Annotated in this window: 16 protein-coding genes; 3 read left to right on the top strand and 13 right to left on the bottom strand. The window is 58.1% G+C overall.

Going from position 1 to position 12,982, the window contains the following annotated elements; translation table 11 throughout:
* The first annotated feature begins 23 nt into the window (after window positions 1-23).
* On the top strand, window positions 24-707 hold the full coding sequence (locus tag Q0955_RS15955) for a DUF1045 domain-containing protein (protein WP_299426108.1): 684 nt from the start codon (window positions 24-26) through the stop codon (window positions 705-707).
* On the opposite strand, the gene phnN is transcribed toward Q0955_RS15955, so the two are convergent.
* From phnN to Q0955_RS15935, 4 genes are read right to left on the bottom strand one after another with little or no spacing between them, the layout of a single operon-like run.
* The gene (phnN, locus tag Q0955_RS15950) at window positions 689-1,225 is read right to left on the bottom strand and encodes a phosphonate metabolism protein/1,5-bisphosphokinase (PRPP-forming) PhnN (RefSeq protein WP_299426106.1); all 537 of its coding nucleotides are present in this window, start codon (window positions 1,223-1,225) and stop codon (window positions 689-691) included. The genes Q0955_RS15955 and phnN overlap by 19 nt on opposite strands.
* Complete coding sequence (gene phnL, locus Q0955_RS15945; RefSeq protein WP_299426103.1) at window positions 1,225-1,908, bottom strand: phosphonate C-P lyase system protein PhnL; 684 nt, start codon at window positions 1,906-1,908, stop codon at window positions 1,225-1,227. Before phnL ends, phnN begins: the two co-directional genes overlap by 1 nt.
* 27 nt (window positions 1,909-1,935) lie before the next feature.
* Entirely contained in the window at window positions 1,936-2,706 is a 771-nt protein-coding gene (gene phnK / locus Q0955_RS15940) for a phosphonate C-P lyase system protein PhnK (protein ID WP_299426101.1), read from the bottom strand.
* Complete coding sequence (locus Q0955_RS15935) at window positions 2,703-3,584, bottom strand: alpha-D-ribose 1-methylphosphonate 5-phosphate C-P-lyase PhnJ (protein ID WP_299426098.1); 882 nt, start codon at window positions 3,582-3,584, stop codon at window positions 2,703-2,705. The genes phnK and Q0955_RS15935 overlap by 4 nt, the downstream gene beginning before the upstream one ends.
* Before the next feature lie 46 nt (window positions 3,585-3,630).
* Here Q0955_RS15935 and Q0955_RS15930 point away from each other — a divergent pair, with 46 nt between their 5' ends.
* A complete protein-coding gene (locus Q0955_RS15930) occupies window positions 3,631-3,804 on the top strand; it encodes a hypothetical protein (protein WP_299426095.1) in 174 nt (57 codons plus the stop codon).
* 8 nt (window positions 3,805-3,812) lie between these two features.
* Here Q0955_RS15930 and Q0955_RS15925 read toward each other — a convergent pair whose 3' ends face one another.
* Genes Q0955_RS15925 through phnG form a run of 3 tightly spaced genes read right to left on the bottom strand, consistent with a single transcriptional unit; the run spans window position 3,813 to window position 5,919 of the window.
* A complete protein-coding gene (locus Q0955_RS15925; RefSeq protein WP_299426092.1) occupies window positions 3,813-4,907 on the bottom strand; it encodes a carbon-phosphorus lyase complex subunit PhnI in 1,095 nt (364 codons plus the stop codon).
* Window positions 4,907-5,476, bottom strand: coding sequence for a phosphonate C-P lyase system protein PhnH (gene phnH / locus Q0955_RS15920; protein ID WP_299426089.1), 570 nt, complete (start codon window positions 5,474-5,476; stop codon window positions 4,907-4,909). Before phnH ends, Q0955_RS15925 begins: the two co-directional genes overlap by 1 nt.
* Entirely contained in the window at window positions 5,476-5,919 is a 444-nt protein-coding gene (gene phnG / locus Q0955_RS15915) for a phosphonate C-P lyase system protein PhnG (protein WP_299426086.1), read from the bottom strand. The genes phnH and phnG overlap by 1 nt, the downstream gene beginning before the upstream one ends.
* Window positions 5,920-6,043: 124 nt before the next feature.
* On the opposite strand from phnG, the gene phnF reads away from it, so the two are divergent.
* Window positions 6,044-6,760, top strand: coding sequence for a phosphonate metabolism transcriptional regulator PhnF (gene phnF / locus Q0955_RS15910; protein ID WP_299426083.1), 717 nt, complete (start codon window positions 6,044-6,046; stop codon window positions 6,758-6,760).
* Window positions 6,761-6,767: 7 nt separating this feature from the next.
* Here phnF and Q0955_RS15905 read toward each other — a convergent pair whose 3' ends face one another.
* The 6 genes from Q0955_RS15905 to kynU all read right to left on the bottom strand — a co-directional run bounded on the left by Q0955_RS15905 (window position 6,768) and on the right by kynU (window position 12,972).
* Complete coding sequence (locus Q0955_RS15905; RefSeq protein WP_299426080.1) at window positions 6,768-7,385, bottom strand: chloramphenicol acetyltransferase; 618 nt, start codon at window positions 7,383-7,385, stop codon at window positions 6,768-6,770.
* Window positions 7,386-7,488: 103 nt separating this feature from the next.
* Window positions 7,489-8,814, bottom strand: coding sequence for a phosphonate ABC transporter, permease protein PhnE (gene phnE / locus Q0955_RS15900; protein WP_299426077.1), 1,326 nt, complete (start codon window positions 8,812-8,814; stop codon window positions 7,489-7,491).
* On the bottom strand, window positions 8,811-9,683 hold the full coding sequence (phnE, locus tag Q0955_RS15895; RefSeq protein ID WP_299426075.1) for a phosphonate ABC transporter, permease protein PhnE: 873 nt from the start codon (window positions 9,681-9,683) through the stop codon (window positions 8,811-8,813). The genes phnE (Q0955_RS15900) and phnE (Q0955_RS15895) overlap by 4 nt, the downstream gene beginning before the upstream one ends.
* A 71-nt stretch (window positions 9,684-9,754) precedes the next feature.
* The gene (gene phnD / locus Q0955_RS15890; RefSeq protein WP_294119170.1) at window positions 9,755-10,657 is read right to left on the bottom strand and encodes a phosphonate ABC transporter substrate-binding protein; all 903 of its coding nucleotides are present in this window, start codon (window positions 10,655-10,657) and stop codon (window positions 9,755-9,757) included.
* A gap of 58 nt (window positions 10,658-10,715) precedes the next feature.
* On the bottom strand, window positions 10,716-11,534 hold the full coding sequence (gene phnC / locus Q0955_RS15885) for a phosphonate ABC transporter ATP-binding protein (RefSeq protein WP_299426071.1): 819 nt from the start codon (window positions 11,532-11,534) through the stop codon (window positions 10,716-10,718).
* Between the two features lie 241 nt (window positions 11,535-11,775).
* On the bottom strand, window positions 11,776-12,972 hold the full coding sequence (kynU, locus tag Q0955_RS15880; protein ID WP_299426068.1) for a kynureninase: 1,197 nt from the start codon (window positions 12,970-12,972) through the stop codon (window positions 11,776-11,778).
* Window positions 12,973-12,982: the final 10 nt, after the last annotated feature.

Raw genomic sequence — 12,982 nt, 5'->3', positions numbered from 1 at the left:
GTCAAAAGGTTGAAAGAGGCACCATGCAGTTTCAAAGATACGGCGTATACTACACTCCGCGCCCTGGCGCACTGGCGGATTTCGGTAAGTCTTGGTTGGGGTGGGACCCTGTCAAAGGAGAGGCCGTAGCCCATCCAACAATAGAGGGGCTGCCTCGGCCGCTGGCCGACATCACGGCGACCCCGCGCACATACGGGCTGCACGGCACTATTAAGCCGCCATTCTTTTTGGCGGATGGCACGGAAACTGATGCACTCGTGGCGCGCTTTGATGCAATCTGCGCCACGCTGGCGCCTGTCACGCTGGACGGCCTGGTTTTGGCCCGCCTTGGCGGCTTTATCGCGTTGAAAATTGATGGCGACCAAACCCCGCTGGCGAATCTGGCGGGCGCGGTGGTCCGAGAGTTGGACACATTTCGAGCACCGCCATCTGACGCCGAACTGGCGCGGCGGCGCAAGGCCAACTTGACGGCGACCCAAGAGGCGCTGCTGGCGCAATGGGGCTACCCCTATGTGATGGAGGAGTTCCGCTTCCACATCACCCTGTCCGACCGCCTTGGGCGCGATGTCGAGGCCACCATGAACGCCCTCGCGCCTCACATCGAACCGCTTCTGGCCCGCCCCTTTGAGGTCGACAGCCTGACTTTGGTTGGGGAGGACACCAACGGCATGTTCCACGAAATACATCGTCAAGCCCTCACTGGTTGAAGCGCGGCCAAAGCCTTCTCAACCGTCTCGCTCAGCGGGCCATCATTGGCAATTTCTATCACGTCGGGGCCTTGCGGACGCAGGCTGCCTGCACGCTGCAAACGCGCGACAATCTCGGCGGAGGTTTCCCGCCCCCGTGCCGCCAAGCGGGCAGCGAGCGTCTCGATTTCGGCCGTGAGCGACAGAACGGTAAAGTCACCAAACGCCGACCGCGCCTGATCCAAAACAGCCCGTGACAGGTTCACCAGAACAATAGAAGCCTGTGGATTTTGCACTGCGGCGCGCGGCACGCCATAGCGCAAACCATGCGCTGCCCACCAAAGCTGAAACGAGTCTTGTGCGATCAGGCCGTCAAACTCGTGATCTGTGGCCCCAATCGATCTTTCGCCGCCCGCGCCTGCCGGGCGTGTGATCACCCGGCGCGCAAGCTTGATGTCTTTGCGCAACGCAGCCATGGCCTCCATAACAGAGTCCTTCCCCACGCCTGAGGGGCCAACAACGCCCACAACCTGAGCCATTACGCAGCCACTCCGGGTGTGAACACAGCGACGTCAATCTCTCGGTCACACACGCGCTCCCGCGCCGCTTCATCGTGGAAAATCCCGACAATCGCCGCGCCACGCGCCTTGGCCTCCTCAATGAGGCTCAGCACGGTTTCGCGATTGGCGGCATCCAAACTTGCTGTCGGCTCGTCCAACAACATCGCCGGGTACGTGTGCGCAAAGCCACGCGCGATGTTCACCCGCTGCTGTTCACCGCCTGAGAAGGAAGTTGGCGATAAAGACCACAACCGCTCTGGAATGTTGAGCCGCGCCAATAGGTCTCGCGCCCGGTCCCGGGCCACTTCAGTCTCAACGCCAACAGCCAACAGCGGTTCGGCCACCACATCCAAGGTTGGCACCCTTGGTACGACGCGCAGGAACTGGCTCACATAACCCAGCACCTCCCGCCGCAGCGCCAAAATCTCACGAGGCTCTGCGGTAACCACATCCACACCGTCCACCACAATGGAGCCGGCGGCGGCCAGATAGTTGCCGTAAATCATCCGCATCAAGGTGGATTTTCCTGCCCCTGATGCTCCTGTCAGGGCCACACATTCGCCTCGTGCCACCGAAAGCTCAGCTGCATCCATCACCGGAATAACAACTCCGCCCTGATTGTGCAGCGTGAAGGTCTTGCTCAGATTTTTGATCTCAATCATCAGTTTGTCTTTCTCAAAACCTAAGGGTCACACTTGCAAAACCGAGCTGACCAGCAGCTGCGTATAGGCATGTTGTGGATCGTCCAGCACCTGATCGGTCAGGCCGGTTTCCACTACATGACTGTCTTTCATCACCATCAAGCGATCCGCCAAAAGTCGCACCACCGCCAAATCATGGGTCACAATGATCGCGCTCAACCCCATCTCGCGTACCAACCCGCGCAGCAAATCCAAAAGCCGCGCCTGCACGGAGACGTCCAAGCCACCGGTGGGTTCATCCATGAACACAAGCCGCGGGCCGGTCACCAGATTGCGCGCGATCTGCAAACGCTGCTGCATACCGCCGGAAAACTGCGTTGGCCGGTCATCCACACGGGTCTCGCTGATCTCCACGCGGCCAAGCCAATCCACAGCCTCTTCGCGGATGTTGCCATAGTGACGCGCACCCACGGCCATCAGCCGCTCGCCCACATTGCCGCCAGCGCTGACGTTCATGCGCAGCCCGTCACGGGCGTGCTGATGCACAAAGGCCCAGTCCGTGCGGCTCAGCATCCGGCGCTCCGGTTCACTCATCGTGACCGTGTCACGCATGGCGCCGTCGCGCATTTCAAACAGAACCTCGCCGGTATCCGGATCAAGATGCCCGGCGAGGCAGTTGAGCAGAGTCGACTTGCCTGACCCACTCTCCCCAACAATTCCCATGACCTCTCCTGGGTAGAGGTCAAAATTCACGTCCTTGCAGCCAATCCGGTGGCCGTAGAACTTGCTGATGTTCTCAACTTTCAGAAGCGGCGTCATGCGGCTGTCTCCTTCAGCGCAACACTTGCGGCCGCGGCTTGCGCGCCGACGTGGCCGGCCTTGCGGCGGCTGGCGCAATAATCTGTGTCCGAGCACACAAACATCCGGTTGCCCGCGTCATCCATGATGATCTCATCCAAATAGCTGTCCGTAGCACCGCACATGTCACAAGGATGGTCAGCCTTACTGGCCTCAAACGGGAAGTCCTCAAAATCGAGGCTCACCACTTGGCAATAGGGCGGCAGCGCATAGATCCGCTGCTCCCGGCCAGCTCCGAACAACTGGATCGCGGCCATTTCCATCTTTGGGTTGTCAAACTTCGGGATTGGGCTTGGGTCCATCACGTACCGGCCTTCGACCTTCACCGGATAGGCGTAAGACGTGGCAATGGCGCCGTGCTTGGCGATGTCCTCATAGAGCTTCACATGCATGAGGCCATATTCCTCGAGGCTGTGCATCTTCCGGGTTTCAATCTCCGAAGGCTCCAAAAACCGCAGCGGCTCTGGAATAGGCACCTGATAGACAAGGATCTGATCCTCGCGCAGGTCTTCCTCCGGAATGCGGTGGCGCGTCTGAATGACGCTCGCCTGCGCCGTCTCTTCGGTGGTGTCCACACCGGCGGTTTTCTCAAAAAACTTGCGGATCGACACGGCGTTGGTGGTGTCATCCGCGCCTTGGTCGATCACCTTCAGCGTGTCCTCCGGCGTCAATGTCGCCGCTGAAACCTGTACGCCACCCGTGCCCCAACCATATGGCATCGGCATTTCTCGGCTTGCAAAGGGCACTTGATAACCCGGAATGGCAAGGCCTTTCAGGATCGCGCGTCGGATCATGCGCTTGGTCTGTTCATCCAAGTAAGCAAAGTTATAGTCAGACATGACGCGCCCTTTCCGGCGTTAGCAATTGCATGACGAAAGATGGAGTATGAGCGAAGAAACTTTTGTGACCCTCGCCTCGGTTGTGTTTGGCACGCTCTTGGTCGGCGGCGTGCTGTGGCTCTCGCTGCGCAGCCCCGGTAAAAAGCGCAATCATCCGGTGCAAAAACGCATCGACGCAAGACGCGACAATGACCGAAACGTGCCGCCGGATACGTATTGATTCCAGCATCATTCTGCTGCCTCCTGAACAGGCGCCGCGTTTTCCATCGCCTCACGGCGCAGCTTGCGGATCAGCTCCAGTTCGGATTGGAAGTCCACGTAGTGCGGTAGCTTGATGTGCTCCAAAAATCCCGTCGCCTGAATATTGTCGGAGTGATAAAGTACAAACTCTTCATCTTGCGCCGGGGCGCCGAGATTGTCCTCCCCCAACTCTTCCCAACGCAACGCCCGGTCCACCAGGGCCATGGAAATCGCTTTGCGCTCGGACTGTCCAAAGACCAGGCCATAGCCGCGCGTAAACTGGGGTGGCTCGGTTTTGCTGCCCTGAAACTGGTTCACCGTCTCACATTCGGTCAGCTCGATCTCGCCAACCTCAATGGCAAACCCCAGTTCAGGAACCTCCATCTCGACAGGGACCTTGCCGATACGCAACTCGCCTACAAAAGCGTGGTTGCGCGCATATCCACGTTGCGTGGAATAGGCCATCGACAGCACAAAGCCTTCATCGCCGCGCGTCAACGCTTGCAACCGCAGCGGGCGATTAGCGGGCAATTCAAGCGGCTCGCGCGTCAAATCGCCTGGGACGTCTTCCGAGTCCACTTCCGCCTGGATCAGCCCCTCTTTGTTGAGAAACTCGGTGATATGCGGCGTCGGCTCCGCGCGTGCTTCACCGCGCTCAACCACGGGAGCTTCCCCTTCTGCGGCCAGCGCAAAATCTAGCAAACGGTGGGTGTAATCAAACGTCGGCCCTAAGACCTGCCCACCGGGCGCGTCTTTGAATGTCGCCGAAATCCGGCGATCACAGGCCATATCAGCGGTTTCTACCGGCGCCGATGCCCCAAAGCGCGGCAAGGTGGTGCGATAGGCGCGGATCAAGAAAATCGCTTCGATCATATCGCCCTGCGCCTGCTTGATTGCGAGCGCCGCCAAATCCGGATCATACAGCGATCCCTCAGCCATCACCCGGTTCACCGCAAGGCTCAGCTGTTCGCGGATCTGCGCAACGGACAATTCCGCAACATTCAGATCGCCCCGGCGTTCTTCGGCCAACCACGCATGCGCATTGTCAATCGCGCGCTCGCCACCTTTCACTGCAACATACATCAGGCCGCCTCCACTTTTGTTGTTCTCGGCAGCGCAGACACCTGATCTCCGCTGGTGAAGAAGAAATCGAGCCCCAATGGGAAGAGCAGCCCATTCATCTGAAACGCTTCTGTCTCAGGCAAAGCCATCACGGCGGTTTCCTTGATGCCAGGTCCGCGCAATGTTGCGCCCGCTGCCACAAGTGTCTCGCGCTCCACGATCAATGTCGCTGAACGATCCGGATATTCCGGCGTACCAATCGCAAAACGGTTGAGTGGTGCTAGGGCATCCCAGTTGCCAACCGCAAACATCGCATGTGTGGACCCTACAATGGGCGCCCCAATGTGGAAAGCAACCCAGTCTCGCACTTCCTGGCAGTCCCAGTCGCCAGCCAAATGCAGCGGCGTGTCTGGATCACATAGCGTCAGGATCAACGTCCCAGCGGCCGCCGACATCGGTGCAGGCGGCTCAACGCCTTCCAGGGTTTCGATCGTGCCTGGCCGTGCCATCACATTCATCGCCGCGCGAAACGCATGTGCGGCATCCACCGGCGCATCGGCAAATCCGCCTTTTAAGACATCTGCGTTCATCAGTCCTCTCCCCGCACCATGGTGAAGAAGTCCACCTTTGTGGCCGCAGCCTTCTCCGCACGCGCGGTCTTGGCCTCTGCAAGCTCATCGCCCAGCGGCTTCAGGATCGCGGCTTCCGCCGCCGCCGCTTCCGGCCCTTGCATCAACGCATCCACCAGCGCGGCAATCTCTGCCTTCTGCTTGTCACGTCCCTGCACATAGCCGTGCCCCACCTCGCCACTCTCTAGCTGCAAGGCGCAGCGCGTCAGCGTCATCTCGCCAAGATTGAACGGCGCGCCAGTGCCTCCAAGGCGCCCCCTCACCATGCTCGCACCAATTTCCGGTGCGCGTAGCCAGTGGAATTTTGGGGCAGCGCCATATGCCTGCCAAAGCGCGCTCAGTCGATCTGCGGGCGCTTTGGCGAGCAGCGACATCCAGGCGCGTCTGTTATTTTCTGCGGTCATCTAGACACCTTGTGAATTTGTCTACTTTCCTATACAACTAGACAAATCGTAGCCGTGCGATGCGAGTTGCGCAATCCCGAGGCCCATGAAATTTTCATGACACAGAGCAGACCTTGACCACCCCATGACCGCCAAACGCACCCCAATCTGGCAATCGATTGCCGCGTCTCTGACGGAAGACATCACCGAAGGCCGCTACGCCCCCGGAGAAAAATTACCCACCGAAGCAGAGCTTTCTGCGCGATTTGGTGTCAATCGTCACACCGTACGGCACGCCATAAAATCCATGTCCGAAAACGGTTTGGTGCATGCGCGGCGCGGCGCAGGTGTCTTTGTGGCCCAAGTGCCAACGGACTATGCCATCGGCAAACGTGTTCGCTTCCACCGCAATCTGGAACAAGCGGGTCGACTGCCGGGCAAGGAGGTCCTGCACCTTGAAACCCGCGCGGCCGATGCGGCAGAAAAAGAAGCGTTGCAGCTCTCCGAAAACGCGCGTGTGCATGTTTATGACGGGCTTTCACTTGCGGACGACAACCCGATTGCCGTGTTCCGCAGCGTGTTCCCTGCCGCGCGCTTTCCGATGCTCACAGATCAATTGGCAGACCTGCGGTCGGTCACAGCAGCTCTCAACGCCAACAATGTGTCGGATTATACCCGCGCTTGGACACGCCTGTCGGCCAAACGCGCAACCGCGACACAGGCACTCCATTTGCGCCTGAACGAAGGTGACCCGATCTTACGCTCTATCGGCGTCAACGTGGATGCCAATCAGTCTCCAATCGAGTTCGGCACCACATGGTTCGCCGGAGACCGGGTCACACTCACCTTGTCAGAGTCCTGACCGACCATCAGGTCTCATATTTTTCGAGAAAGGCCTCGGCTTTCAGCGTGCGGAAATCGGTTAGCGCATCCCGCAACCGCGCATGTTCCCAATCCCACCACGCCAAAGCCATCAAGCGATCCGACACGCTTTCGCTGAACCGGCGTCGCATAGGCGTGGCCGGCATGCCCGCCACGATCATGTAGGGCGGCACGTCTTTGGTTACCACGGCCCCACTGGCCACAATGCTGCCATGACCAAGCGTGACCTCTGGCTTGATCATGGCGCCATGCCCAATCCAAGTGTCATGCCCAATCGTAGCCACGCGGCTTTGGCGATGCGCAAAGAACGCGGCATCCGGCTCCGCATCGTCAAAATAGTCGTCGGACCGATAGAGAAAGTGGTGCAAAGAGGCGTTTTCCATCGGGTGGTCCGTCGCCCCAATCCGACTAAACGCAGCAATGTTGGCGAACTTGCCAATCTTTGCATTAGCCACTTCCGCCATCCGGTCACAGTAGGAGTAATCATCAAAATGCGCAGAGATAATCCGGCTGCCCTGCCCGATCTCCACATAGCGCCCAAAGGTGGCGTTATACAGAATGCAATTGTCATGGATCAGCGGTGTGTCTGCTGAGAGTTTGGGCATAGATCGCTCCCGTTGCGCTTGATTAAAGGATGTGTCCGGCGAGGACAATTTGGACTACAGTAATTTGTCGGGCCTCAAATATCCTCGCCAAAAGCGAGATCGGTCAATGACCGCTGTCGTCGCCGCTGATGAGCTTGCGGCGCAGCCAGCCAGAGAACCAATCCATCACCATCACCATCAGGATGATCAGCACGATGTAGTAGGTCACCTCTTCCCAGTCTTTCTGGGTGATCATCGCTTGGGTGAGCATCAACCCAATGCCGCCCCCGGTGATGGCGCCGATAATGGTCGCACTGCGGGTGTTGGATTCCAGATAGTAGAGGATCTGGCTCAACAGGATTGGCGTGATTTGCGGGATCACGCCAAAGCGATAACGTTGCACCGGTTTCGCGCCTGTGGACTGAATGCCTTCAATCTGCTTCTTGTCCACGTTTTCCAACGCCTCGGAGAACATTTTGCCAAAGCTACCTGTGTCCGTGATCAAGATCGCCAGAGCGCCGGTCAGGGGGCCAGGCCCAAAAGCGCGGGACAAAACGATGGTCCAGATCAGCGCATCTACACCGCGGAAAAAGTCAAAGAACCGACGCGTGATCTGCCGCACCACCATAAATGGCGAGAAGTTCTTCGCCGCCATAAACGCCAGTGGCAATGCCACCATCGCGGCGCCCATTGTACCAAGGAAGGCCATCAAGATGGTTTCAAAGATCGCCCATGCCACGTCCTGATGGCGCCACATCTTGTTGGTCCAGAATTCCTGCCAAATCTGCGCATGTTCGCCGCCAAGCGCGCGCGACATGACTTCACCAACGCTCAAACCAGAATATGGGCTATCCAGAGTAAAGAAGAACAGCTCCCAGCCGGTGAAATAGCGGAACACTTCTGTCCGGTTGCGCGTGATGGTCAGACGACCGGCGTCCGTGGTGATGGTCATCCGATTTTTAGACGCGTTGATCCACTCCGGAGTTTCGTCAGTCGGCAACACTGCCTGCACCCCTTTGGACCGGCTCGGTTGCGCCGTTACAATCCCATATTCCGGAATGGCATAGCTGACAAAATTGTCCGCACCAAAGTTCACAAGGTGACCGTCTCCCAAGTCAATGACCGTCTCGGACTCGCCACGGGTCACCCACTCCGGTGACGTGCCCTCGGGATAGGTGCCCTTGCGCTCACCTTCTATGGCGGCGCTGATCTCTCCCGTGCGATTGTCACGCGTGACATGTGTCTTGTAGCTGTAGCTGTCCGCCACCAATGCGCGGGCGTTATCCACCTCAAACCGCTGCGCCAGTCCCGGAATGTCAAAAGCGAAGAAAATGTAAGTCAGATAGGCGATCACAACAGCAGGCACGCCAAAGCTCATCAGCTTCTTACGGTTGAACAGACGGTCGGTCTCGACCTTCAGCAGATCGGTTTCATTGACAGTGAGGGTCATGACGCCACTTTCTGAGTTTTGCCGTGGGTCAGGCGCTCGCGCACCACGGAAGAGAGTTGATCGACCGCAACGATGGTCAGGAACAACAGCAGGAAAATTGCCATGGCGTCGTCATACTGACCTTTACCCCAGCTCATGGCGTTGCGCAGTTCGTAGCCGATACCGCCTGCGCCAACGAAGCCAAGGATCGCTGAGGCGCGAATGTTGATTTCAAAGCGCAGAAGCGCGTAGCTAAAGTAGTTTGGCACCACCTGCGGGATAACGCCAAGCCACATACGTTGCGCCCAGCTGGCACCAACCGATTGCAGCCCCTCAACGGGCTTAAGCGAGGCGTTTTCATTCACTTCCGAGAACAGCTTGCCCAGCGCGCCCGCTGTATGGAACGCAATGGCAATCATCGCAGGCACAGGCCCGCCGCCCATCACAAAAATCAGCACAAGTGCAATCACGATCTCCGGCATCGCGCGCATGATGTCCATCACCCGGCGAAACAGCGGGATAAGCCGCGGCCACTTCGCCACGCCGCGCGTGGACAGCAACGACAGCAACATGCCCAGCATCGCCCCCAACAGCGTGGAAGCAGCGGCGATATTGATGGTCTCGATCAGCGATGGGAAATATGTCCAAAGATTGCCCGGCAACTCCGCAATCTTTTCAACGGCTTCGCTCAGCACCTCTTTGGGGAAATCAAAAAACCGGTGCAGCCCGTCCCAGAAACCGCCTGCGTTCCTGTCATCTGCAATCATGAAACCGGTGACCATTAACGCGATGAACACCACCAGGATGATGCCGTCCATCATCCGCTTGCGCCGCATCTGCGCCATGTAGTCGGCGCGGATTTCCAAAACGCTTGAAGCCTGATCTGTCATGATCACCCTTTCATTCAAAAAACAGGCCCCGCAGAAACGAACGGGGCCTGCCAAATCTAAGTGTTCTTGGCTTAGTTGGACTTCAGCTTGCGTGCCTCGATGATCACCTCATAGGCGTCATGGCCGATTGGCATCACACCTTTAGCCTCGCCCGAGAGCACGCCATAGGCGCAATCCGGATCAATCGACGGCAAGGACGCCATCAGCGCAGTGAACTTGACTTTCACGTCCTCTGGCAGCGCCTTGCGCAGCACGATTGGGCCTTCTGGGATCGGCTTTGACTGCCAGATTTTGACCAGTTCGTTCATGTCCACGAGACCGGCATCCACGGCACGGCGCAGCGCGCCGGAGTTGTAGCCGTCTTCCCACTCGCCCAGGCCGTCAGCCCAGGTCACGCCACCGTCAAAGTCACCGTTGTTCACGCCAACAATTGTCTGCTCGTGGCCGCCGGAGAACTTTACTTCGCCGAAGTAATCGCCAGAGGTCATGGTTGCGCCGGTGGCTTCAGGAATTTCGATGGACGGGATCAGGAAGCCGGAGGTGGAGTTTGGGTCACCAAAGCCAAAGGTCTTGCCCTTCATGTCTTCCAGCGAGGTGATGCCGCTGTCTTTGCGGGCAAAACCGATGGAGTAGTAGCCGTAGCCGCCGTCCACATTTACTTTCACCAGGATCGGCTCAACTGCTTCCGGATCGGACAGATAGGTTTTGGCGTAACCGGATGCACCCAGCCAGGCCATGTCGATGGTGCCGCCCAGCAGGCCCTGGATCACGCCGTTATAATCCGCCGGCGCGAAGAGTTTGGTTGGAACACCCAACACTTCTTCAGTCTTTGCACGAAGGCATTCGTTGTTGTTCAGGCGGTCCTGAGCGTTTTCGCCGCCCAACAGGCCAATGCGGAATTCGCTGATGTCTTCTGCCACAACAGGTGTGGTCAGGGCAGTGGTAGCCAGTACGGCAGCTAGCAGTTTTTTCATCGTGTCTCTCCAGTTGGTAAAAACCCCACGCTGTTCGCTGCGTGGGGTATGATGAAAGTCAGGCAAGTTCGAGATTGGCGCGCTCTTTGGCGGTGCGGTCCAACGTCTCGATCTCGGTCGAGGTGGCCGCTTCGCTAAAAGAAGCATCAGCGCCGTAAATGTCGCGTGCCACGCCAGTGGTCAGCTGCGCAGGCGTGCCGTCAAAAACGATCCGCCCGTCGCGCATGCCGATCACGCGGTCACAATAGCGCCGCGCGGTGTCCAGCGTGTGCAGGTTGGCAATGACCATTCGGCCATCTTCTTCGTGGATCTGACGCAGCGATTGCATTACCATCTGGGCGTTCATCGGATCCAGCGAAGCAATCGGCTCATCTGCCAAAATGATCTTCGGATCCTGCATCAGCGCGCGGGCAATGGCGACACGTTGCTGTTGCCCTCCCGAGAGCGCTTCAGCGCGCTTTGCAGCATGCGCGGCGATGCCAAGCCGATCAAGAATATCGATGGCGTGGTGGATGTCCTCATTTGGAAAGAGGTTGAACATCGTCGCCAGCGTGCTGCGCTGGTTCAACGTGCCATGCAACACATTGCTCACTACATCCATACGCGGTACCAGATTGAACTGCTGAAAGATCATCGCGCATTCGCTTTGCCAATTGCGCTTATCCCTGCCCTTTAACGCGGTGATGTCACGTCCATCGAACATGATTTGACCAGAGGTTGCCTCTGTCAGACAGTTCAACATGCGCAAAAGCGTGGATTTGCCCGCACCAGATCGGCCAATAATGCCAATCATCGCGGGCCTATCGACTGCAACACTGGCCGTATCGACAGCTACATTGGACCCAAAGGCTTTGGTCAATCTCTCAATTTTCAGCACTGTAATTCCCCGGCTTGCTTAAGTCGGAATTACGAGAGCCTCTCAAAGAAATCGTGTCGAATTCTTGAAGCTTTTTTGAACATGAGAGATTTTGGAGGATGCCGGGCTAAACTCTGCTCTGCGGCGCCCTATTGGCGCGCGCCCTACCTTGCGATTAGGTTCACAGCACGGGAAACCCGTGCTGGGGCGCCAAAACTCCTGAGTAAACGAGTATCTCTAACTTGGACTTCAGACTACAGACCTAAGTCACTTTAGCCCGTATTTGGAACCGTTCCTCTCGCCATGTTTCATTCGTCAGAATCCGTTCCAATGTGTCCACGGCCTTCAGGATGTCAGCCTGATCAATGAACAGCGGTGTGATCCCGAAGCGCATCACATCCGGTGCGCGGAAATCGCCAATGACCTGATTGGCAATCAGCGCCTGCATGCAGGCGTAGCCGTGTTCGAACCGGAAGGACACATGGCTGCCGCGGGCCTGCGGGTCTCTTGGACCGGCGAAAGTCACGCCCGGGCAGCGCGCCTCCACTTCGCGGATAAACAGCTCGCTCAGGTCAATGGACTTTTGGTGCAGGTCTTCCATGTCCACCACGTCCCACACATCCAGCGCGGCATCCAAAAGGGCAAAGGATGCGATGGAAGGCGTGCCAATGCGCATACGTTCAATCGCATCTGGCATCGGGCGGAAATCGGTATCAAAGGCAAACGGAGCCTCATGGGCATACCACCCCGACAACGCACTTTCGACCACACTCAACAAGCGCGGCGCCACATGGATGAAGGCTGGCGCGCCCGGGCCAGCGTTGAGGTATTTGTAGGTACAGCCCACAGCGAAATCCACGTCCAGACCCGCCAAATCCACCGGAATGGCACCGGCGGAATGCGCCAGATCCCAAACCACCACGGCACCATGCGCGTGGGCTTTCTCGATGATAGCGCGCATGTCGTGGCGCCGTCCGGTCCGGTAATCCACCTCCGTGACCATCACCACCGCAACCTCGTCAGTGATGTTATCTAGTACGTCCTCTGGATTTGGGATGCGCAGTTCATACCCGGCGTCTTTGAGCTTCATCAGCCCTTCAACCATATAGAGGTCGGTGGGGAAATTGCCGTTGTCAGACAGGATCACTTTTCGCTCTGGCACTAAGGCCAAACCCGCTGCCACCGCCTGAAATACGCGGATCGAGAGCGTGTCGCCCACCACGGTGCTGCCGTCGGGCGCGCCGATCAGTCGCCCCACCCGATCGCCCAATGTGTTGGTCTGCATGAACCAGTTGCGGGTATTCCACCCCCGGATCAGCTCCGTGCGCCACTCATCCATCAGGAAGCGCTGCATGCGCTCCGGCGCGGCTTTCGGCATCGGACCAAGCGAGTTGCCGTTGAGGTAGATCATACCCTCTGGGATGTCGAACATGGCGCGGGTTTTGGAGAAATCAGTCATGGTGTTGTCA

This window comes from uncultured Shimia sp. (genome assembly GCF_947493595.1).
GTDB lineage: Bacteria > Pseudomonadota > Alphaproteobacteria > Rhodobacterales > Rhodobacteraceae > Shimia.
This window is presented reverse-complemented; position numbering and strand designations above follow the sequence as displayed.